The organism is Paenibacillus sp. 01T443, assembly GCF_056398325.1.
In genome coordinates, this window is record NZ_JBFTPE010000013.1 from 75534 (window position 1) to 99447 (window position 23914).

Here is a 23914-nt window from a genome sequence, read left to right on the forward strand (position 1 = left end):
GGTGCTTCAATGAAAGCGAAAGCTCAATTATTTTTATTGAGCCTTTGCTCTATTCTCCTGATTATCGGTTTGTCCGGATGTTCCTTTGGAGGGACATCCTTCAACCTCACAGGCGCGAGCACAAATGCGAGCGATAATGAGCAATCAGCGGATGAGCAAAAGCTTGATGAGACTGTTTTTCCGAAGGATAAAGTCGTTGATGTCAAAATTACGATCGATGAAACAGAATTTCAAAGCATGCTGGACAATGCCAGCGCCGAGGAATTTAAAGAAGCGACTGTCGAATACAACGGTCAAAAGCTTGAAAACGTCGGCATACGTACAAAAGGAAATCTCAGCTTGAACAGCGTAGTCAGAATGACTGATTCCGATCGATACAGCTTTAAAATTTCCTTTGACGAGTACGTCAACCAGACTCTTCAGGGAATAAGCAAAATCAACTTGAACAACAACTATAGCGATGCCTCTTATATGCGTGAATTTTTATCGTATGAGCTGGCTGAGCAAATGGGGCTTCCGACGCCTAAATATTCCTATGTGAATGTTTACGTCAACGGCGAGCTTTGGGGCTTTTATTTGGCGGTAGAGCAAATTGGAGATGCGTATCTCGAACGCAACTTCGGCAATGCTTACGGCGCGTTATACAAAGCAAACGGCGGAAGCGGCAGCGAGCTGAACTGGCTCGAGACCATCGATGCCTACACAGGTCTCGATATGAAATCGGAAAAATCAAACGATGATATTTTGCTGGATATGCTCGATGAGCTGAACAACGGTACGAATTACGAGAGCGTGCTGGACGTGGATGAAGCCTTGAAATTTATCGCTCTGAATGCGGTAGCCGGCAACTTTGACAGCTACCTGTCTGAGAAAAAGCATAACTATTATTTATATGAGGATGACGGCTTATTCAATATTTTACCATGGGATTATAATATGTCCTTCGGCGGCTTCGGCGGCTCCGGCGTTCTGATTGATGAGCCTACTACCGGAACGGTAGCGGATCGCCCGCTCGTAGATAAGCTGCTGAAGGTTGAAGCCTACAAGGAAAAATATCATGAAATCATACAAAACATGCTGAATGGCTATTTAGCAGAGGAGAACTTCCAAGCGAGAATAGCTGAGATTAAAGCGATGATATCGAGTTATGTCGAGGCTGACCCCTCCTCCTTCTACACGTATGAGCAATACGAGCAGGGTGTAACTCAAGTCATTTCTTTCAATAAAACGCAAACGAGCTCTGTCGCTCAGCAGCTTGCCGGCACAATCCCGTCCTCCGGCGACGGATCAGGCAGCGGAAGCAGCGGCTTCGGCGGCGGCGGTGGTGGCATGGGCGGAGGCGGCATGGGCGGAGGCTTTGGCGGCCAACGGCCTAACGCCCAGCAGGACGGGGCGCAGGCCAACACGCCGAACGGCAATGCGGAAGCACCAGGAGCTTTTGCGCCAGGCGAAGCACCAGACGGGCAAGGCGCTGCCGGCACCAAAGGCGCTAATGGACAGGCACCGACTGGAGGCGAAGGCATGGTTCCGCCAGATGGCCAAATGCCTGACCAGCAGGGCGGCATGCAGGGCGGCTTTGGCGGCCAACGGCCAAATGGGCAAGGCGGTATGGGCGGCTTCGGCGGTCCGGGCGCGCAGCAGACCCAGGTCGAAGCCCAAGGTAGTCCAAAGGAAGCTGCGGCAACCGGCATCGCGCTTATTATCCTGCTACTCTCCTGTGCGGTCATTGTCTATTACAAACCTAAGCGACTATAACTTGATCAATACTTTCTTATATTTTCAAAAAGATCGCAGCTGTTTGCCCCCAGGCATTCAGCTTGCGATCTTTTTGATTTGCTTCAATAAGCTTGTAAAGCTATCAACTCCATAATGGTCTAATTCTGTTCGAATGCCATAATCCAGATTAAATTGAAAAAGCTGATGCCGACGGAGCATCGGTATCAGCTTTTAGACAAGCTTTTTTACTGCCTCACCTTAGAACTTGACAGGCTACATGCCCAACTGTTCACGCCACTTGTACTTTGGCTGCCAGCCAAGCAGCTGTTTCGCCTTCTCGCTGCTAAGCAACGACTCGTACCCACTGAGCGGTGTTCGGAAGTCGGTGACTTCCGAATAACTCGCGGCCATCAGCTCGCGGCTCGGCATGTCCATGCTGGACTCATCTGACGCCAGGTTCAGCGCTACCGAGCCAAGCCCTTCCACCTCGATTGCCAGACGGCATGCTTCTGCGGCGTCCCTGGTGTCGATGCAGCTCCACAGGATGCGTTCGCGTTCCTTTGGATTATGAATAAACGATGGAAACCGTTCGTACCATTCAGGCGGAATCACGTTGCCTAGGCGCAGCGACACAACCTGCATGCCTGTCCTGCGGTGGAACATATCCGCGGTCGCTTCGTTCACGATCTTGGACAAGCCGTAGCTGTCCTGCGGCAGCTGCGGATGCGCTTCATCCATCGGCACATATTGCGGGCCGATCGGATGGACCGCGAAGCAGATACCGTACGATGATTCGCTGGAAGCGATGACTGATTTACGGATACCGAGGCCTGCCGCTGCTTCCAGCACATTGTAAGTCGACATGACGTTATTGCGGAAAGTCACCTCGGGCGGTGCCATGCCCGCTCTGGGAATGGCAGCCATATGGACGACCGCATCGGCCCCGGCAAGAGCGCCATACGTTTGGCCCAGATCCTCAAGATCCACGATGAGCGTAGGGCACAGCGGCTCCTCCGGCTGGCGGGTATCTGCGTTTAACACCTCGTACCCTTGCTCCACGAAATGCCGGACTACCCAGCGGCCAAGCATGCCGCTTCCTCCCGTAACGACTACTTTAGACATACAATTTTCCCTCCGTCTTCATGATGTACGTTTTCTAGCCTTAAAAAATTCTAGTTCAATATCTCTTCAATCCTGTTCAATACATCTTGGTCAAGCTCGATGTCCGACGCTTTGGCATTCTCCGTCACCTGCTCAGGACGGCTTGCGCCGACCAATGCGCTCGCGACGTTGGACTGTCGTAAAATCCAGGCTAGGGCCAGGTTGCCAACGGTAATGTCGAGCTCTCCGGCGATGCCTTCCAGCTTGCGGACCTTCCCTATCTTCTCGTCGGTAATGCCTTTGCGCACCCAATCCAGCTTGGCGGCGCGACTATCAACCGGAATGTCAGAGGCGGACGTATATTTGCCCGTCAGCAGGCCTTGCGCGAGCGGAGAAAACACCACCTGCCCGATGCCGGAACGTTCGCCAAGCGGAATAATTTCCTTCTCGATGTAACGGTCAAACATGTTGTAAATCGGCTGGTTCACGACGATACGATCCAGCAAATAGCGGTCGGCAACACCCAGCGCTTCCGCTATCTGAGAGGCTTGCCATTCGCTGACGCCGATATACAACACCTTGCCCTGGCGCACCAGGTCGTCCATCGCCCGGAGCGTTTCCACCAGCGGCGTCTCGGGGTCATGGCGGTGGCAGTAATAGATGTCTACATAATCATGGCCGAGCCGCTTCAGGCTGGCGTTCGCCTGCTCGATGATATGCTTGCGGGACAGACCGCGGTCGTTCGGTCCATCGCCCATCTGCCCGAACACTTTTGTCGCCAGCACGTAGGATTCGCGCGGATATGCTTTCAACGCTTCCCCAACCAATTCCTCAGCCGCGCCCCGCTCGTATACGTTCGCCGTATCAAAAAAATTGATGCCGAGGTCGTATGCCGTTTTAATGGCATTGACCGCGTTTTCACGCTCGACGTATCCACCGTATGTAAGCCAGCTCCCCAAGCTGATTTCACTGACCTTTAAGCCAGTCCCGCCTAATTTCCGATATTTCATGATCTATTTCCTCCTATTAAACGATTTGAATTAAACAGTTCTATTCTAAGAAGACTTCTTTATTCTAAAACAGTTTATATATAATTTATAGAAGTGAAATATTTATTACTTAATTATAATTAGAATACTTGCTATACTTTTGTATACTAATTGGCAATATAATTTTAAAATAATTTATCCAATTTAATACATATGTACATGAATATGAACATGCCAGGTACTGTGGCAATCCGCCAGTTATCTTAATAAAGAAAAGGAACAGCTGCCGCAGCAAACTGCTCCTTGGTTGTTCAACTAAAGCGTCCCTTTAGCTTTACGAAAAGATCTTCTGCGCCATTTTTGCAAGATCTTCAATATCTACCTTATCATCGCCATTCAAATCGGCGGTTTTTGCAACGTTCCAGTCCGGACTGTTACTGTCCTTGCCGTAATGGATGGCAACGATCGCTATATCACCAATCGAGAATTTACCATCATGGTTCAGGTCGCCGTCTAAGCCGTTGCCCTCAATCCTCACAGCAAGCTCAGCGTGAGCAGCTTCAGTCTCCTTGCCTTCCCCATCGGCCAGCACTGCATGAATCACCGAAATTTTACCAGATGAATTAGGAGAGCCTTTCACTTTAAATACTACGTTAACAAGCGGTAACTCCTGCTTGCTTTGAGTCTCTTCACCAATGTTCGCCAGTACTATGCGAACACTGCCTTTCCAGTCATCAGCATACTTAACAACTTCTATTCCGTCCGCAGCAGAGCTTACTTCCTGAAGCTCAAACAAATCTGCATTATAGTTCAACGTAATATCAGAAGCGAACACATCGTTTGTTACATTCGATACACCTAACTTAACTGTAAACGTCGAACCTTCTTTTACACTGCCAGCGCCATCCAATGTCATGCTATCGCTTAGCTGCGTCTGTCCGCTAATTACAACGGTTTTGGTTCCCGTGACTCCAGAATTATCTTTCGCAGCTGCTTTCACGGTTACCGTACCATTGCTCACAGCTGTTAATAGCCCTAACTCATTAATGGTTGCGCTTCCCGTTCCATTTTCTACAGACCAAGTGACTGCTGAACTCGTGGCATCCGAAGGAGAAACCTGCGCGGTTAATTGAAGCGTGCCGCCGCTAGTCGTAATCGCTGAATCACCATTGATGACGATGCTCTCAATTGGCTTAACCGCATCTTCCATTTCAGTCACATTAATGTTATCGAACGTTACGTTAGCCTTATAGGTTCGAAGTCCGATAGCACCTTCTGAAAATGTACTATCTACAGCGCTTACCACAAGTGTATCATCGACATAAACCTCAATGTTCGGTCCCTTGGCCACAACTTTCAACCGATATACGGTATCTACGCCGATCGGCGGGGCTGCTTTATTCGCCAGTTCTGTCCAATTGTTATCAAGCCTGCCTAGCTGAACTCGCCCCGTGAGCGTAATACCAGCATAATATCCCTGCAAGTTATCACTGCCAACAGTCGGATTAGTAACCCTAAATATAACACCAGCATTGGCTAAATTGGGGCTGGCACTTATAGAAACATCGGTTTCGTAAGTGAAATCTTGGAAGTTAGTATCATTAGCAACCGCTTTAAAGCCTTCTCCGTTAATCACGGAGTACGCACCGCTGGCAGCACTCCACTCACCGCCATAAGTCGTCCAACCTTCTGCGTTCAAATCGTCAAACTTCTCAATGAAAGGCAGAGGATTGTTGCTTTTGGCGCGAAATTGCTTGACGGCCGCATTTAAAACATCTATTGCTGCCTTAATACCATCCGTGGTGGCTTGAGCGTTGTCATAGACAACCTGGGCGTTTGCGATAGCAGCAGAGAAATCATTGATTACTTGCTGCTTATACTGTCCTGGGCCATCCCCTACTGCTGCATTGTCACGAATTTGCTTCGCAGCATTGATGTTGTTCATTAGATCGGATTTATTGCTATTCCCGATTAATTCCCTATGCGCTGCGGCAACGCGCGCGAAGTCAACCTTCTCCACTTTGCGGTCATAACTTAATAATCCATTTATTTCATACTCCACATCCGCGATTTGCGTATACACCGCCGCACTGAGTCCGGGTTTATCTTTCAATTTTTTAACCATACTAATATAACTAATATACTTATCCGTTAACTCTTCCTTACTCTTCATTAGTAGTTCAGAGTAAACGATCAAAGGACTGAATTCATGCCCTGGCACGCGAAGGCCTAACCCCCCATATTCTCCAAGTGTTGCCGCCCGGTATTCCGAAGGTGTGGGAGAATCCGGTGCAGGATACCTGTGCCAATCCAAGAAATGGCCCGCTTTGGATTCGTTTTCTCCGCCTCCCGCATCATACCACCCCGTAACACCGTTAATGAGACGAGTCGGATCCGCTTTTAGCGCATGTGCGATAGCTTCCCTGGTATAATCCCCGCCATTGTCGAATTGGCCCCATCCTTCATTAAACACAACATATACGATAATGGATGGGGAATTCTGTAATTGCTTTATCATCTCATCGAATTCTTTGTAGTATTGCGGTTGAGCCGTAACATCTCTACTCGTTCCGCTCGGCATGTCCTGCCAAACGAGAAGACCCAGTTTATCTGCCCAGTAATACCAACGAGCCGGTTCAATCTTAATATGTTTGCGGATCATGTTCATATCCATGCGCTTTTCAGCTTCAATATCAAATTTCAGCGCTTCGTCTGTTGGGGCTGTATAAAGGCCATCCGGCCAGTAGCCCTGATCCAAAGTCCCCATCTGAAACACGAATTTACCATTCAACAAAGGACGCTGGATTCCATCGACTTTCTCCAGTTTTACTTCCCTCATACCGAAGTAGCTGTCAATTTTATCGACTACCGTTCCGCCGTCCTTCAATGATACTTTTAAATCGTAGAGGAACGGATCATCCGGTGTCCACCATCTCGCGTTCGGTACCGGAAGCAGCAGCTCTTCATCGGTGCCTCCGCTGATGCGGCCGACTTCAACGCCATTCATTAGAGCCACAGCTTCTACTGTTTTACCTGCTCCATTTACAGTATCTACCGATAACTTCAATTGGCCATTCCAAATATCCGGCACCATATCCATCCGTTCAATGCTTGCGTTAGCGACAGGCTCCAGCCATACCGTTTGCCAAATACCAGAGACCGAAGTATACCAAATGCCTCCTGGTTGAACTACCGTTTGCTTACCTTTGATTTGATCCCCTTTGGTATCCGTATAATCGAGTACATGAACGATCAATTCATTCTCCCCAGGCTTCAGCTGATCCGTTATATCGAAGCTAAATGAGGTGAATCCGCCTTTATGGCTTCCTACCTTCGTTCCGTTCACATACACGTCCGTTTCATAATCAACTGCACCAAAATTCAATTTCACATGTTGTCCATTCCAATTTTGCGGTACCGTGAAGTTTCTCTTGTACCACATTAACTGTTCTTGGCGCTGGATGCCTGAAAGTCTGGATTCCACTGCAAATGGCACAATGATGTTTTCATTAAGCTTTTTGCCTGTTGGAAGCAAATCTCCCTCTTTCGCAGGCTGGAATTCCCATTTCCCATTAAGGTTAAGCCACTAATCACGGACCATCTGCGGTCTTGGGTATTCCGGCAAGGGATTGTTTGCATCTACCTGGCTTGCCCACGGAGTTTCTATCTGATAAGTAGAATTATTTTTTATCGCAAGATAGAATTCTTTTACCGGCTGGCTGGTTTCTGCATACACAAGGGCTCCGCCGCCTGTATATCCGATATTGGCCATAGGCGCATCCTGGGAATACATCGGATAATCAAACTCGATTTGGATTGTTTTAGAATCGCCTGACTTCAATGCTGCCGATTTGATCGGCCAATCCTTCCCTAACACATTGACGGAGAGCTGCTCCCGCACGTTGCTGCCAAGCTCGGCTAATGCCTCCGAAAATGTAAATTCTGCATGCAGACCGTCAGGAAAGACCGATCCCGATACTGGCCCGTTATTTTCAAAGCCGACAGGCAAAGTGAAAGCTGTCGCTGGCACAATTTGCTTCGGCACACTTTGGCTTCCCCAACGTAAAAACAAGTTAGATCCACCGTCATTTTCGAAATATTCAACTTTAATGTCATATTTCTGCCCTGCTGCCAATGGAATCGGACTGCTCGTTTGTTCCTTATCCCAGTCAGCGACCCAATGGTCGATGACTAGTTTGTTGTCAATCCACAGTCTAAAACCGTTATCACCAGTCATCCAGAACGTATAGTTTTCAGATAATTCTGGTGTGATCTGTCCTGTCCATCTCACATTCACGCGATTGTTCTGACCTACCAGCGTCATGAATGCTCCTTCCAATGAACTAAAATTAATATACGGATCGACTATCGTTGTTATCAAGTCTTCAAATCTAAACTCACCGGGTCCGGAGTTCTTGTAATATTCCGCTTTCAATCCATAATTAGTCCCATTAGGTATGGGATCTGCTGCATGTCCAATGGAAACGTTATACGGAAGAATGATGGAGATAAGCATTGAAAAAATAAGTAATTGCACAAGGCTTTTAGCCATTTTCATTTTTATAATCTCCTCTTTTTTATAACTTGCTAGAGATAGCAAATACGCTGCCTGGTCAGGTTTAACCGCTTGCAGATAGGTTTGTGAAACGGACACCACATCTATATTTCTTCATATAAGGCCCCCTTCGTCCTGGAATGAAAGCGTAAACATTTTTAAAAAGCAGTGCGCTTGTATTCAGCATACAAGTCCCACTACCCCTGTGTATTTACAAATAACAGGTATTTTTTGTAATTTTACGCTAATATGTTTGAACGTCGAAAAGCCCTCATCTGTTAAATAAGATGAGGGTTTTCTGATACTTACTTCATAACCTTGCAACAAGCTAGCCTAACCTCTGTTCCAATCCTTATCTATCCATAAGATGTACCTGATCCCCCGCATGAATAACGCCCGTTTTCTCGACGGATGCGTATACCCCGAAGTTTAATCTCATCTCATCATTGATTTTTCGCAATAAGGATCCATCGCGTTCAAGGGTATCCGGATCCAGCGTAACCATCGAGCATCGGTCACAGTATTTATCCACATGCAATTGAGCGCTGCCTACGGAGAGACGTTTCCCTATCCAATCCTTTTCGCTCAAGCCGCTTTCGTCCACTTTCACGACAATATTTGCCCGAAAACGGCGCTCATCTAACGGCTTTCCCCATATCTCTTCGAGCTTCCGCAAGCTCGTATCGGTGATGATGAGGATGCTGCCCTCATCCACGGCTTTAAAATCCGGACTTTGTGATTGATAGCTTCGCATCAGCATCTTCTTCTTGGAATACCGCTGCATTTCGGTTAGCAAATCATCGTCCCAGCTAAATTCCCTGCCCTCCGGAGAGGTTATCTTTAGTTGAGGATCATCCGATTCCGAGTTCCTGTCAACAAGTTTCGCTTTGTAAGAAAGCATGGCCGGAATATCCCTTGCTGTGAAGAAGCTGTCCCAGCCTTCCTTTGTTTCGTCAAAAAAAGCGTGGCATCGGTCGCCTTTTAACCCGTATGTATCTATTTTGCATGTATCCAAGCTTTCCCCGGCAAATGACTTCACCGGATACCGGTTTATACCGCTAATTAGGCCTATCCGCGACAATCTAAAAACCTCCTCATGATCCAACCTCAATAAGGCAAGCTTCTGCCCTCGATAAGCGCCTTTAGGTTCTCCAGCGACATTGCATAACCTTCTTTAGTCGGCTTGGCCTGATCCTCGGACTCATATCCCGTCTCGGTTATAGTTACTTGCGTACCATCCTCCTCAGCAGCAAGGAGAAATGTGGTAATCATGGCTGGCTCCAGCACGCCCAGATCCCACCGAAGCGCAAAACGCCGACAGCTGTCGAGTGACTCAATCACCGCCTGCATGGTAACAACCTCAGACCCCGTATGATATTTATTGGGCGAATGATGGAAGTAAACAATTTCTCCTTCCTTTAGTTCTTTAATTTCCCAAGGAGAGCCCGGGGAATACCATAGGGTAAGCTGTTCCCCTTCCGTTACCGCTTGCCATACCCGCTCCGGCATGGCCGAGATCCATATGCTGCAGACAACCGTTACCTGTTCCATAAGCAGCCCCTTTTTTTCATTCATTAGTTGCTATTATTATAGTATAAACGCGATTGGCAAGCGAGATAAGCCAAACGTGCTTCGTTACCGGATGCGGTTTACATTGCAGCTTTGAACAATACGGCTTCGTCTCTTAGATCTGCGCTTTACTGCATCCGGCAAAATAGAAAAGAGCCCCTGTCCCATCAACGTGAGCATTGACCGAGACAAAGAGCCTTATAATTTAAATATACGATACTTGCTTCAGCAGGTTATGAATGATGGTTGCCGCTTGTGCTCTCGAAAGGGAATGCTTTGGCAGAATCTGCTTATTCACATCGCCTTTCACAATACCGGCCTTAATCAAATAGGCAATGGATGGCCGCGCCCAAGCAGAAGCGGCTTCGCAGTCTCCATATTGCTCAAGTATTTCAGCCTCCTCAGCGGCAGTCAAAGGAATGTACGTCTCCCCTAAGACTTGCTTAAGCGCATTCGCAAGCATGACCATGCCCTGCTCCCTCGTCATACTTGTGCTTCCGCGAAAACTACCGTCCTCATAGCCGCTTATCAAGCCCTTATCCGCAGCAATGACGATCGCATCATGGTCCCACATGCTTTCGATTACATCCAAGAATCTACTGCCTCCTTCAACAGGCTGCATAAGACCGAGCGACCTTACGAGAATAGCGCCAAACTCGGAGCGAGTGACATTCCGTTTAGGCGAAAACACATGTGCTTCCGATCCCGTTAGAATAAGACGCGAAGAAAGGTTGTCGATCGCTTTCTTTGCCCAGTGGCCTTCTGTATCGAAAAACGATGGGGCGTTAGCAATGAGCGTGTACATCGAGCTATTATTCCAATCGATTACTCTCGCATAATCGGTTTGGCCGATCCGCTCGATCACCGTCGGCAGATGATTGATGGAACCGTCTGCATAAACAGCCGCCGCAGTAGCCAGCTTGGCAGGATCCATTTTCGCGGGCAGCGCTAAATATTTAACGGTTTTCCCCTCGCTGGAAATATTTATGCTCAAATCGCCGTAGCTGAGCGACATCACAGCAAGAATAGGGCCGGATAGCAAGGTATAGCCGCCTTTGGACGCGGTAGCCTTCGAAAGCTTCTGAATTTGCTCTGAAGCTTTGCCAAATCTGAAGCTGACTTTAATGTCATCGATAGAAACTGCGCTGCCGAATGAAGCTAAGGTTTTCTTCCAATCCTTACTTGCTTCCAGCGGAAATATGCCGAAAGCCGTATGAAGGGTTAAAGTAGAACCGCTGCTGCTAAGTAATTCCATTACCGCCGCGGTTAAACCCTCTAAGCGAACCTCTTCCGCTGTAACGGCTTTAATAGCCAGGTTATGGTTTTGCCCAGCCCCAAGCAAAAGCTTTAGCTTGCCCGTATCCACTACGATCGTTGTCAGGCTGCCTTCCGAGGTTTGTTCGGTCTTAGCTGTGGCAAGGGACTCTGCCTGTCCATCCATTAGCGTCGTAATTGCTCCGCTGCCAGAAGCGCTTGGATTTGGTAATCCCGTCCCAATCCCAGAGCTCCCCTCACCCGAATTGCCTCCGCTCTCGCCGCCGTTCCCTTCATCCGGATTGCTGCTTCCTCCGTCTCCGGAGCCTTCTTCTTCACTGCCTTCATCGCCGCCTGAGGGTGGAACTAACTCCACAAGACTCCATTTTTGCGCGGCAAATGTATTTCGCTCCCATAGCTGAACAGCCGTACCGGCTTCGGTACTGCCGCTGTCCACATCCAGCCCCTTCCCGCTGTTAACGGCTACGATGCCAATGGTGCCATCCTCATTCTCAGGCATAGTCCAGCGTTGATTGCCGAAGCCGAAGTTTCGCCATATTTGCAGATGCGAACCATTATCCGATCCCGAAGCATCAAGCGCTTTCCCGCTAAAGGCTCCGCGTATCGTGAAGGTGCCGTCAGCCGCTTCTTCCACATACCACTTCTGGCTATCAGCGCCCGAATCCGTTTGAATCCTCACGCGGGCGCCGTTCGTTCCGTTATCAGCCTCCAGCACCTTGCCGCTGCTCGGATTTACGATTTTATAGACCTTTTCCTGCAATGGTTCCGCAGCTGTTGCAATGACGTTTTGATAGGAAGCTTTCCCGCCGAATACGTTTAAGCCAAAATAGCCCTTGGCAAAGGTCACGTCATTTATGTCGATAATCGGCTCACTGCTGCCGTCAAAATAAATTTTGATATTCGATCCGCTTGCAACGATTTTAATGCGGTAGGTTTTTCCGGGCGATATGTAGGTTGGCACCTTGGCCACCAGCTGATCGTCCTGAAACGCCCCGTTATCCTTATAAAACAGCCGCACAGCTTTCATATTGGGGTCGACGTTGAAATAATAGCCGCTTGAACCGTCCGCATTGGCGCGGAACAGCATGGAGGCTGCGCCGCCGGCAGAATCAAGCTTCAAGTCAGCTTCGTAAGTGAAATTGCGCGCGCTCACCGCCGACATATAATTGGAATCCTTATCGAACCTGCCGGATATCCCGTCCGCAGTCGTAAACCACTCTCCTTTAGATGCAGCATGCCAACCTGTGAGATTGGTTTGCAGCTTRCCTACAGTAACAACCGTTTGGCCGATTATGCCTCCATCCGGAGTCGATGCCGTTAGTATCGCTCTGCCCTCACCGGCCGCGGTCACAGAAACGCTGCGTGAATCGGTACCGGATATGCCGGCAACAGCAGCGTTGCTCGTGCTCCATGTTAGAGCTTTATCGGCTGCTGAATGCGGAAGCACCGAAGCATAAAGACGATGAGTCTGGCCGACTGCAAGCTCCAGCGCGCGGGCGTCCATTACGATCTTCCCAGCCGCTTGGCTGCTGCTTGCTTCCTCCCGCCAAATGGATTTCAGCGGATATACGTCCATTGAAACCACCTTTATATTCCCGCCTTTAGCGTAGAAGCTCATGCCATCCCTTGCTGCTCCCGGGAAAATCAAACTCGATATAACTGCCGATCCGTCTTGGCCGAACACTTCAACCGAGGACTCGTCAACGAAAATCCGCAGTTGGATCCGGCGGTCTGCATCTAAAGTAAGATTAGCCCCCTGTACCGGACGAAACAGCTGTGTAAAATCATTCCGCCCTGCCGCCGTCCGATCGACGAACAGGTTATTGGAGCCAGTCTGGTAACCAATAACGGTCTGCTCGCCGCCAAGCTCCCGGACACCAAAACCAAATTCCGCAGCGGCCTGTTCATCTGGCAGCTCCAGCTCTGCCACGATTTCATAGGCTGTTCCCGTCACGCCCGAAAGCAAATTACCGCTTTCCGGCGTAATCACTTCATTGCTCCAGGACAACCCGTCGCCTCGGAGTATTTCCAGTTCCTCGATGGGCTGCTGAACGAGACGTATGTCTCCGTTATCATTTGGTTTGAGTTTCAGCTCGCGAGGAACAGACATTTGACCTTTCCATGGCGCGGTTGGGAAGGAAAAAGGATAATCCCAGTTCGACATCCAGCCGATTTTTACCCGTCGTCCGTCCGGCATATCAGCGAAAGTCATAGCGGCATACATATCTCTGCCACTTTCATGACGCAATACCGTCTCCGGCGTATTGTCGCTTGTAAAACGCTGTCCATCGAAGCTGCCGACAAAATATTCCGCATCCGAGCCATTCGTCTCCGCTCTTGCGCCTGTGCTGATCATCAGCACCCATTTCTTCACGCCGTCAACGACTAACGGAAAGAAGTCCGGGCATTCCCATACGCCGCCGTTATGAACGTAAGCGCCATAGCCGAATGAATCGATCGGTGTCCAATCGAGCAAGTTCACAGAGGTGAAAAAGCGTATATGATCTCCGCCCGATACGACCATTACCCATTGATTATGCTCTTCGTCCCATACGACCTTTGGATCGCGGAAATCCCAGCCCGCTCCTGCGCCGCCAATGTTTTCAATTACCGGGTTGTCCTCATAGAAAGACCATGTGCGGCCTTTATCGCTGCTGTAGGCCACCCCGATTTTCTGATTGCCGTTCCATTTATCCGGGTTAAATGAAGTATAGTAAGCAATTAATCCGCCTCCCGCCACGCCGTTAAACAAACCGGATTGGTTTGCGGTATCCGCAACTGCCGAACCAGACCAAGCATGTCCCATCTCATTCCATTCGATTGCGATCGGAAGCAGCTTCCAATGAACGAGATCCGTGCTTACTGCATGCGCCCATTGCCCGCCGTCCTGATGGAAGAGATGATATTCTCCTTGGAAAAATACGAGTCCGTTAGGATCGCTTGCCCAGCCTCGCGGTTGTGTAAAATGGTACTGCGGACGATACAGCTCCGCTTGATAATCCGCTTTGTCGGTCATATAAATATTTTGGAAATAGGCAGTCCCGTCCGTCACTTCCAAGCCTGCTGTCCCGCTTATAAATTCATTGTTTTGCACGGACAGCGCCGGCTCCGCAAAAGCCTCCAAATAAATCTTAATATCAGCCCCGCTCGCCGCGGCCTCAATATGATAGCTTTTGCCGATTTGCACGGCCAGCGGCGAGCTTGCAATTACGCTTCTATCGCTTGCCCGCAGCAAGCGGATCTGATTCGCTGCCGCATTGATCTCCGCCACGTAGCCGGAAGTCCCGCCTGCATTCGAACGGAAGAGAAGACCTGCTGCTCCGGCAGAGCTTGCAACCGTAACATCGCCTTCGAGCACCAAATCTGAAGCTGCGCTTGCAGACAGACGCGACGACGTCCCCGTCCCCGCGCTAACACCTTTCAGCCCTTCTAAGTGCGGAGTCCAAACTCCGGCAGCCGCTGACCATCCACCCATATTCGTCCTGAAGGCGCTGACCGTCATATTTTGAAATACGGCTGCTCCATTGTAGAGCTGCAAACCAATCTGTCCTGCCGGATAAGCATGGTCCGTAACAGCTATTTTCGGTGCGTACCCGCCGCCAAAATAAACCTCCAGCCTCGACTGCTCGGCCTTAATGCGAACATGGTAAACCGCACCGACCTCAAGCTCCGTCGTACTCACCCCAAGCTCTCGATCACCGTTCGTATCGATCAGGCGTATGCGTCCTGCATTCGGATCTACCTGCAGCGCATAAGCCTGCGAGCCGCTCGCATTCGAGCGGATCAGCATTGCTGCTACGGCATAGCGGTCACGAATGAGAATATCCGCCTCATAGGTTAGATCATCCCCGTTCGTCGAGGCAATCGCGTAAGCGTTCTCATTTTCAGAAGCAGCCACTGCCAAGCCTTGGGACGACATCGTCCACTGTCCGCCGCTGGTACTCCAACCCGAGATATTCGTATTGATCTCACGCGTGCTAACCTCCGTAAACCGTACATTTCCGTTATAAATATGCAGGCCGACATTCCCGCTTGAATAAGAAGCACTCTGAACATCCAGCGCGAGTTGATCATCCACGTAAACACGAAGGCTCATGCCATCCCCGCTAACTTTGACATGATATGGCGTACCCGGCTCCAGCGCAAGCGCATAGGGCTGACCTATATCTTGATTGGACGCCCAGTCGAATAATCTAATCTTATCCATATTTGGATCTAGGCTTACGACATATCCTTTACTGCCATCCGCATTCGATCGAAACAAGAGCGAGCTTACGCCAAACGGCGTGGTTTGATCGACCGTTATGGTTGCCTCGTACTCAAAATACGAGCCGACTCCGGTCGATGACATGAAGAAAGCATTGGCGTCAGCCCCGCTGCTCCCGTTAACCGCAGCATTTCCCTCCGGCATCCAGTTCCCGCTAATTGGCGTATAGCCCTGCATCTTTTTCATCACGGGTGCAGCTTCTGCGGCATATGCATGCTCGGCGGCATGCATCGGAAGAAGCAATGACCAAACCAGCGAAATCGTTAATAGTAATGTACCTATTCTATTAATACGCATCTTTGAACCTCCTATATTTTATATAAACGAATAATTTAGACATGATGAACCGTTGTCTTTGACGCAGCCCATGCGGAGCGTCCGCTGCAATGTATTCTCTTATCCTGGTATCTGAAAATACAATTAACGGTAAAAACTCCTGCTAAATCCGCTGCTTCGGGTCGCAAACGGCATTTAAATGGAAAATATCCCGTTAATTTCTAGCTAACAGACATTTTCAAGCATTTGGATTGGTATTAGCGGGAGAAAATCCTGATAAATGAAACAACGCCGTATGCAGCGTCCAATTAGCAGGAATATTTCCTGTTATTTCATCTACAACATCGAAAAAAAAATCACTCTTACGAGCCAAAAGTAAGCGCTTTCTAAAGGAAGCGAAAAATACGAGAACTACCCATTCGCTAACGCTCGATGAAGAGCAATAAGCACGATATCGCTCTTATTGCCATTCATCCTCGTTTTCCTGAGAGACTTATCTAACCACATACGTACTCATGAGGGACGAAATCCCTTCAAGCGTCCCCATCGTCAAAATTAACGTTCATCTTCCTTCCACTGAAGCGAACCTAATCTATCTCACAGAAGCACCCATACGGGACGMAATCCCTTCAAGCGTCCCCATCGTCAGAATTAACGTTCATCTTCGTTCCACTGAAGCGAACCTAATCTATCTCACAGAAGCACCCATACGGGACGAAATCCCTTCAAGCGTCCCCATCGTCAGAATTAACGTTCATCTTCCTTCCACTGAAGCGAACCTAATCTATCTTGCAGAAGCTCCCGCGAGGGACGCAATCCCTTCAAGCGTCGGCACCGCCAGGCTTATCGTTCATCTTCGTTCCACTGAAGCGAACCTAATCTATCTTGCAGAAGCTCCCGCGAGGGAGCAATCGCTTCCAGCATCGCCATCCCCAGAATTAACGTTCATCTTCGTTCCACTGAAGCGAACCTAATCTATCTCACAGAGGCACCCATACGGGACGCAATCCCTTCAAGCGTCCCCATCGTCAGAATTAACGTTCATCTTCGTTCCACTGAAGCGAACCTAATCTATCTCGCAGAAGCTCCCGCGAGGGACGTAATCCCTTCAAGCGTCGGCATCGACGGGATAGCTCCCTTACCCGTCGCGGCGAGCGCGCCCATTGCGTTGGCGAACGCGAGCATCGACTCCAGCTGTGCCTGCGTCCAAACGTTTCGAGCAGTTGCCCGTTCGGTCAGCAGGGTGTAAAGAATGCCTGCGAAGAAGGCATCCCCCGCTCCTGTCGTATCCTTGACTTCGACCAGATAACCCGCATGCGAAGCGGTTGCCTCGCCTGCCCGGCAATAGCTGCCTTCCGCGCCAAGCGTAACAAGCAGCAAGAACATGGATGGAAATTGCGCTGCCAGCTGCTTAGTTCCCGTCTCAAGATCACGGGTTCCCGTTAAAAACAGAAGCTCCTCCTCCGACAGCTTTACCACATTCGCATATTGAAGCCCTTCCAATATCCGATCCTTCGCCACAGCTTCGTTCTCCCATAACGACAAGCGCAAATTCGGATCATAAGAGATGAGCAGTCCTTTGCTTCTCGCATAAGCGGCTGTACTTAGGGTCGCTGTCCGAGATGGCTCATGAGTCATTGAGATAGAGCCGTAGTGAAAGACCTTAGCCGAATCGATCAACCCGCGGTTTATATCCTCCTCATGCAGCATATGATCGGCACCCGGTTGACGGTAGAAGGAGAAGGAACGGTCGCCGTCCGCGTCCAAATGAACGAAAGCAAGCGTCGTCTTGGCTTCCGACGTGAGCAGCAGCCCCTCCGTGCCAATGCCGCATTGCTCCAGCACATCCTTCAAATAGCGGCCGAACGCATCCTCGCCTACCGCTCCGATGAACGAAGTTGCAAGGTCCAGCTTTGCTAAAGCAGCCAGCACATTCGCAGGCGCACCGCCCGGATTTCGTTCAAATAGCGGCTGCCCCTGCTCGGATACGCCATGCGGCGTGAAATCGATCAGCAGCTCGCCAAGCGCGACAACATCCAAGCCTTTGTTTGTCATAGCTCTCTCATTCGTTACCAAATCGAGCTCAACTCCCATGCATCCAACGTCTCCAGCTTTGCCGTTCCGCCTCGAGCGAAGAATGTAATACCTAAGTCCTTCGGATTCGGGTAAACTCGATTGGTTATTGCAGTTCTTCCCTCGCCGGCAAACAACTCGATCGAGGAACGATCGAGGAACAGCCTTATCCGCAGCCGTCCGTCCGCCTGTTTGAGCAGCGGCGCTTCACTGACTCCGCCGTCACCCTCACCGCCTAGATTGCGATCCATATAGATCTTCTGCTCCGTAATGGAGTAGCGAATTTCCGTATAGGCAGAACCGTCCTCCGAGCAGCGGACACGAATGCCTACCTCTGATGCATCAGAGCCGGCTAGATCATAAACAATATCCAATTCTACGGAATCGCCATGAACTGCGTCTATCGTTACAAAATCATTGTCCGCTAGAGCGACATCGGCAGCAGCAGTATGCTGTCCGCGCAGCGCAGCGAGCTCCGGTACCGGGTGGCTTCGCAGCGTGCCGTCGTCCGCAAGCGTCAGCTCGCGCGGCAATGTCATCCCGCCAAGCCAGCCATGGGCTTGCTCCGGCATCGTCGCTCCCCAAATATTCATCCAAGCGATCATAATTCTTCTGCCTTTATCGTCAAGCAGCGTTTGCGGCGCATAGAAATCGAAGCCGTAATCGATTTGCGCCGCATGCTTCTGCTCAAAACGACAGCTGTCATAATTAAAATTCCCAGCAAGATACAAGTTTTTGATCGGCGCAACGTTCATTGGAGAAATAAGCAGCACATGCTGTTGGTCCGATCCGAGAGGAAATAGATCCGGGCATTCCCACATATCACCCATTGTGCCGTCGCTCTCTGCCGCCGCCCCTTGATAGTCCCAGCTGAGCAGATCTGTCGATGTGTAAATAATGCCTTTGCCGAGCCCGTCTTTGCCATAACCGACAATCATGTACCACTTCTCCCCGTGCTTCCATACCTTCGGGTCGCGGAATCCAAACCGCTCGGCATCCGGCGAATCGCCGATTACGGGATTAGCGGTATGCTTATGGAAAGTCACACCGTCCGTACTGGTCGCAAGGCATTGCACTTCTTCCGGCGTTTTACCGTCAACATGGCCGGTATAGATGAGTGTCAAGACGCCGTTGTTGTCTACCGCGCTGCCAGACCAACAGCCCTGTCCGGCATTGCCGCCCATGTCGTAGTCCTCGGATGGAGCGAGCGCAACCGGCAAATGCTCCCAGTGGACCAGATCCTTGCTTCTGGCGTGACCCCAGTGCATCGGCCCTTGCTTCGCCTGATAGGGATCATGCTGATAGAACAAATGATAATGGCCGTCAAAATATATCATCCCGTTCGGATCGTTCATCCAGCCCGCCGGCGGCATCATATGATAGTGGAGCCGGTACTTCTCATCTAGTTTATTCGCATTCTCTCTCCATGCTTTTTCGGCTTGCGCGATAAAAGCCTGATGTCCATCATGCTTGCTTATCGTATTTTTCATCCCACTCACCTATCCTTGCTTACAATTTTTATTTGTGCCAAATGGATTTCAATCGATAGACGTCAACGCTCCGGAATACGGCGGAGCCGCCGCTTGCAAATAATTCGAGGCCATGGCTTTCGGGTGCCGGGTATACCAAAACCGTAAAAACATTCTCCCCGTTGCCAACAAACAACTCAATCACCGATTCATCTACAAATGCATGAAAGTTTATTCGATTATTCGCTGCCTTGTAAGGAGCGGTAAAACGTTTGCCAAAATCAAACGGCTCACCCTCGCGATTAATAAAATCATTCCGCCCGGCATGCATCCGGTCCACAAAAACCGTCTGCCCAGCCGTTTCATACCCGAAGACCGCTGACTCCGATCCTGACTGCGAGCAAAGCACACGAATGCCGAAGGACTCGGCATCCTTCCACTCTATTTCCGCTACCAGCTCGAAAGAAGCGCCCTGGAAGTCAAGCTTCACAACCTGATCGGATGCTTTTACGAAGGCAAATCGAAGCGTATCTGTTCGTAATCGCTTGAGTTCAGCTATGGGCTTCTGGCATAGCACGATTACCCCATCGTAATCTGTCCGAAGCTCCAGCGTGCGAGGCACCGACATTCCGCCCTTCCACGGCTCCGTCGGTCCTGCAAACGGATATTTCCAGTTCGATGTCCAGCCAAGCCAAACGCTGCGGCCGTCTTCCTCCGGCATATCGGAATAAGTCACCGCCGCATAAAAATCTTGGCCATAATCGGTCCAGCGAATATGCTCGCCTGACGCATCATCATTTATAAAGCGTTGTCCGTCGAACTCTCCAATAAAATATTGCGCAGTGGAGCCATCTGTTTCTATGTTGTCGCCAATGCTGACATGCAGCACCCATTTCAAGCGATCAGCATCCCCGTCTACCGGAAGGCAGAACAGATCAGGGCATTCCCACACGGCCGCTTGTGAGCCTTGGCCTTCGCCGAACTCGCTCTCGAAATGCCACGCCGTCAAGTTGCTGGACGAATAAAAATGGACTCTTTTGTCCACGGACACCACCATCACCCATTTGCCGCTCAGCTCATGCCAGAGCACTTTCGGATCGCGAAAGTCGCGGATGCCTGGATTCGGAATAACCGGATTGCCGGCATATTTGGTCCAGCTCGTTCCATGGTCAGAGCTGTAAGCGAGGCTTTGGGATTGCAAGCCCTCCTTGTAATGAGTGAACAGGGCAACTAGCCCTGCTTCACCGCCAAACAATCCGCTTGTATCCTGTTTGTCTACGACACAGCAGCCTGACCATATATCGCCTAGCTCATCCGAAACAAGCGCAAGCGGCAAATGCTCCCAGTGAATGAGATCACGGCTGACCGCATGCCCCCATCTGCCAGTAAATTGATAAAACTGATGATATATGCCTTCAAAAAATACCATGCCGTTCGGATCGCTCATCGGTCCGTTTGGCGGTGTGAGGTGGAATTGCGGCCGAAACCGCTCCTTGTATAGCTCCGTCACGCTTATCCCTCCAATTAAAATAGGTTTAATCCGCTCGAACTGCTGCAGCAAGGTTTGTTAGCGTTGTTTTTCCGCCTCGCGAGTACCAGCCCCATGCTTGGCCCGGCATTTTATATATTCTTGTCGTTAAAGCGGAGTCTCCAATATAAAAGACCGCTACATCATTCTCGATCACAATGGTGAACGGATAATCAACGTTTGGCTCAAATGCAATCGGCACCTGCACATCAGGCTCCAATGAGGAAAGCGTCTCCCCGCCAGCCGCGTCGTAGCGGATACGATCCTTGCCTGGCTCAAGCTGAATGCCGTAAGCCTTCTCCGGCTCCTCGCCTACACCCGTTACAAGTCCGCTGTAAGTAACCTTTTCATCAAATCGTACGCTGCCTGTAATTTTTGCCGTTTGCGGCATTTTATCGAAAATAATGCCGCTGACGCCCGCTGCGCCGTCCAGCACATACTCATTATCCTTATTCGTTACCGACCCAAGCTGCCTTGCTTCTCCTAACGGAGACGTCTTAGACAATAAACGGTCCACCTCATCCGGCACCTTAACGCCTAGCGCGCCGCCCTCGCCGATAACCATTTCATGCGCAACCATATTGCCTGCCCAGTCCCATTTCATATAGTCCTTCTCCAGCTGGCGCGTCGGCACCCATCCGAACAGGAAGCGGCGTTCGCCCAGGCTGCCTGTTTTGGCTGCATAAAACGCTCGGCCGTCAAATACATCCTTCTCGGGTTTTACCCATGGTCCGTTCAGCGAATCACTGATCCGGTAATGCGTCGACTTCTTGTCGCTGAACTCGGAGAACACAAGCACCCATTTCCCATTCATTTGGAAGATATCCGCACATTCCAGCATAAAGAAAGAAGACGCTGCCTCGACGGAGAGTGGCTCGCGAACCTCCCATTTGCTCAGGTCCTTTGAAGCAAACAAAGCAATGACGCCGCCTGTGCCTTCCTTCCTTGCGCTCAGCAGCAGCCAGTACTCGCCTTTCTCCTCGTTATACAATACAAAGGGATCTCTAAAATCGTCATTCTCATAACCTTCCGGCGCATAAAAGGTATCCTCCGGAACCTTCGTCCAGCTTTTCAAATCTTTGCTGACCGCGTGCATAACCGCTTCCTTCGGCTTTCCTTGATCGGGAAACTTCCAATTATGGCCGGTATAAAACGCATGGTACGTATCGCCCGCTTTTATAACACTGCCCGTGCCAAGCGCCAAGTCCTGGTCAGCCTCTTGGCCAAACGGGATAGACTCCCCCGCGTATGCATAGTCGGTCAAATTGGCGGTCGATGCCTGGTGCCAAGGATGAAAGCCTGGGGCGCCGTCGCGCCAATCCTGCAAATAAAACAGATGGATCTGGCCATTATCGCTAAATGGCATGACATCGCCTACCCAGCCCTCAGCCGGTTTCCAGAACAGACGATCCTCCGCCTGCTTCATCTCATCCGCAGGGGCTGCCGTTACGGCTGGATCTGCTGCTGCAGTTGCGCTTGGAGCTGCTGCAACACCCGGATCCGCCGTATTTCCATTGCTGCATGCACTCACCATTGCTGCGGCTGCTAGACCCATTACGGCCAGACGGGCCGTTCGTGATAGCTTTTTAATAATACATTTCTCCTCCTGTCTAAGTGCCTATAACTATACCCGCCGCCATGCATGCATGACGGCGGATAGGTAATGGGCTATTTATTGAGTCAGCGTTATTTTGATGCCTTCTTCCAGCATGGCTTTGGCAGTAGCGGCAAATGTGCCTACCGGCGTGCCGTCCTTGATACCTGTCAAAGCAGCCGTGTTAGCATCCCAATACTTCTCGACGCCGATTGGAGCAAATAGAATTTTTGTGCCAAGCTCGTTCATTTGATCAACTTTTTCCTGACCAAATTGCTTCACGTTGTTTTCTGTAGCTACTTCAAGCTCGTTCTCGGACATCATTTTGATAAATACGGCAGCACCTTGCGGGTTTTTCGAAACCGTTGGGATCGACCAGCCTGACATTCCGCCTGGGCCAACATCCTTTGTACCTTTAGGTCCAGTCGGTACCGGTACGAAATCAAGCTCATAATCGCTTTTGAATACCGTAAAGCCGCCGAAGCCGTATTCTGCCGTCATAGCAAGCTTGCCGTTTTTGAATTCTGCGTTAAAATAGTCGCCTTCTTTGTCTTTATCGATGTATTTGTCTTTCAGAAGAGCATCCTGCGTAAATTGCATGGCTTCCTTCATGTTATCGGACTCGTAATTCGTTGTGATCGAGCCGTCTTCATTATAAGAAAGATTAGTTACACCGTTTGAAGCCACCATCAGTGCGTAGCCTGCATCCCACCAGCCGAAGCCGTATTGGTCGCTCTTGCCGTCGCCGTCTGTATCCTGCGTAAGCTCATGCGCAGTGGAGCGGAAAGTATCCCAAGTCCAGTTGCCCTCTTTGTAAAGCTCGCCCGGCGTTTTTACGCCGTTATTGTCAAACAGCGTTTTGTTGTAGTAAATCACGATAGGAGCTGCGCCAACGCCCGCCGCATAAGGCTTACCGCCGAAAGTGAACGCTTTCGTTACTGATGAATTCCAGAAAGGATCCGACAGATCCATGTATTGATCAAGCGGCTGTACGATCTTTTTCAAAGGATAAACCGGGAAGTTTTGATCGTTCGCTTGCGCGACGTCAACTTGGTCCCCTGCGTTAACCATCGAGATCAGCGTTGACTTTTGATCACCCCAAGGCACCGCGATAACATTTACTTTACCGCCGTATGCTTGTTCGAACTGTGCAACCGTTTCCCATACTGCGTCAAAGGCAGCAGGATTTGCCGCTTTGTTCTCGTCATATTGCTCTTTGGAGGTATGATAAAGAATCGTAATATTGCCGTTTTCAAGCTTAGGCGCTTCTTCCTTTGTCTCTTCCGTTGCTTCCGGCTTGTTGCCGCCGCTGTTTGCAGCGCCTTCGTTTGTTTTGTTATTGCCGCCGTTATTGCCCGAGCAGCCCGCCATTACGGTAACGAGCATAACAACAGCAGCCAGCATCATCGCGAATGATTTCATATTTTTGACCATTTAAAAAAAGCCTCCCCTAATTTAAGTTCATTTGTGTACCTGCATGACACCCTTATGAATCGGCGGTT

13 protein-coding genes are annotated in these 23914 nt (G+C 50.0%); 1 reads left to right on the forward strand and 12 read right to left on the reverse strand.

Translation table 11 applies throughout. From position 1 onward, the window contains the following. The first annotated feature begins 9 nt into the window (after positions 1–9). Entirely contained in the window at positions 10–1755 is a 1746-nt protein-coding gene (locus AC1DLI_RS23470; protein WP_477606915.1) for a CotH kinase family protein, read from the forward strand. Between the two features lie 234 nt (positions 1756–1989). Here the strand turns inward: AC1DLI_RS23470 and AC1DLI_RS23475 are convergent, their stop codons facing one another. From AC1DLI_RS23475 to AC1DLI_RS23530, 12 genes are all read right to left on the reverse strand, one after another. Beyond that, positions 1990–2838: an NAD-dependent epimerase/dehydratase family protein gene (locus tag AC1DLI_RS23475; RefSeq protein WP_477606916.1), complete on the reverse strand. Its 849-nt coding sequence runs from the start codon at positions 2836–2838 to the stop codon at positions 1990–1992. A 50-nt stretch (positions 2839–2888) separates the two neighbouring features. Further along, positions 2889–3827: an aldo/keto reductase family protein gene (locus AC1DLI_RS23480; protein WP_477606917.1), complete on the reverse strand. Its 939-nt coding sequence runs from the start codon at positions 3825–3827 to the stop codon at positions 2889–2891. A 313-nt stretch (positions 3828–4140) separates the two neighbouring features. Further along, positions 4141–7341 (reverse strand): 3-keto-alpha-glucoside-1,2-lyase-like domain-containing protein, encoded by a 3201-nt coding sequence (locus AC1DLI_RS23485; RefSeq protein ID WP_477606918.1) that lies wholly within the window; start codon positions 7339–7341, stop codon positions 4141–4143. A 51-nt stretch (positions 7342–7392) separates the two neighbouring features. Continuing rightward, a complete protein-coding gene (locus AC1DLI_RS23490) occupies positions 7393–8364 on the reverse strand; it encodes a PA14 domain-containing protein (protein ID WP_477606919.1) in 972 nt (323 codons plus the stop codon). 349 nt (positions 8365–8713) lie between these two features. Next, entirely contained in the window at positions 8714–9442 is a 729-nt protein-coding gene (locus tag AC1DLI_RS23495) for an MOSC domain-containing protein (protein ID WP_477606920.1), read from the reverse strand. Positions 9443–9468: 26 nt separating this feature from the next. Then, positions 9469–9912, reverse strand: coding sequence for an SRPBCC domain-containing protein (locus tag AC1DLI_RS23500; protein ID WP_477606921.1), 444 nt, complete (start codon positions 9910–9912; stop codon positions 9469–9471). Positions 9913–10135: 223 nt separating this feature from the next. Beyond that, positions 10136–15769, reverse strand: a complete 5634-nt coding sequence (locus tag AC1DLI_RS23505) for a GH32 C-terminal domain-containing protein (RefSeq protein WP_477606922.1) — start codon at positions 15767–15769, stop codon at positions 10136–10138. 1050 nt (positions 15770–16819) lie between these two features. Continuing rightward, a complete protein-coding gene (locus AC1DLI_RS23510; RefSeq protein ID WP_477606923.1) occupies positions 16820–17842 on the reverse strand; it encodes a PfkB family carbohydrate kinase in 1023 nt (340 codons plus the stop codon). After that, positions 17818–19311, reverse strand: coding sequence for a glycoside hydrolase family 32 protein (locus AC1DLI_RS23515; RefSeq protein WP_477606924.1), 1494 nt, complete (start codon positions 19309–19311; stop codon positions 17818–17820). Before AC1DLI_RS23515 ends, AC1DLI_RS23510 begins: the two co-directional genes overlap by 25 nt. A gap of 28 nt (positions 19312–19339) precedes the next feature. Then, a complete protein-coding gene (locus AC1DLI_RS23520; RefSeq protein ID WP_477606925.1) occupies positions 19340–20800 on the reverse strand; it encodes a glycoside hydrolase family 32 protein in 1461 nt (486 codons plus the stop codon). Between the two features lie 25 nt (positions 20801–20825). Beyond that, positions 20826–22352 carry a family 43 glycosylhydrolase gene (locus tag AC1DLI_RS23525; protein ID WP_477606926.1) on the reverse strand — a complete coding sequence of 509 codons (1527 nt, stop codon included), beginning with the start codon at positions 22350–22352 and terminating at the stop codon, positions 20826–20828. Between the two features lie 138 nt (positions 22353–22490). Beyond that, positions 22491–23846 carry an ABC transporter substrate-binding protein gene (locus AC1DLI_RS23530; protein WP_477606927.1) on the reverse strand — a complete coding sequence of 452 codons (1356 nt, stop codon included), beginning with the start codon at positions 23844–23846 and terminating at the stop codon, positions 22491–22493. Between the last annotated feature and the right edge of the window lie 68 nt (positions 23847–23914).

Coding starts and splice junctions, on each gene's coding strand:
- AC1DLI_RS23530 (WP_477606927.1), bottom strand. CDS start 23,846: ATGGTCAAAAATATGAAATCATTCGCGATGATGCTGGCTGCTGTTGTT.
- AC1DLI_RS23490 (WP_477606919.1), bottom strand. CDS start 8,364: ATGAAAATGGCTAAAAGCCTTGTGCAATTACTTATTTTTTCAATGCTT.
- AC1DLI_RS23500 (WP_477606921.1), bottom strand. CDS start 9,912: ATGGAACAGGTAACGGTTGTCTGCAGCATATGGATCTCGGCCATGCCG.
- AC1DLI_RS23480 (WP_477606917.1), bottom strand. CDS start 3,827: ATGAAATATCGGAAATTAGGCGGGACTGGCTTAAAGGTCAGTGAAATC.
- AC1DLI_RS23515 (WP_477606924.1), bottom strand. CDS start 19,311: ATGAAAAATACGATAAGCAAGCATGATGGACATCAGGCTTTTATCGCG.
- AC1DLI_RS23525 (WP_477606926.1), bottom strand. CDS start 22,352: ATGGTGAGTGCATGCAGCAATGGAAATACGGCGGATCCGGGTGTTGCA.
- AC1DLI_RS23470 (WP_477606915.1), top strand. CDS start 10: ATGAAAGCGAAAGCTCAATTATTTTTATTGAGCCTTTGCTCTATTCTC.
- AC1DLI_RS23510 (WP_477606923.1), bottom strand. CDS start 17,842: ATGGGAGTTGAGCTCGATTTGGTAACGAATGAGAGAGCTATGACAAAC.
- AC1DLI_RS23475 (WP_477606916.1), bottom strand. CDS start 2,838: ATGTCTAAAGTAGTCGTTACGGGAGGAAGCGGCATGCTTGGCCGCTGG.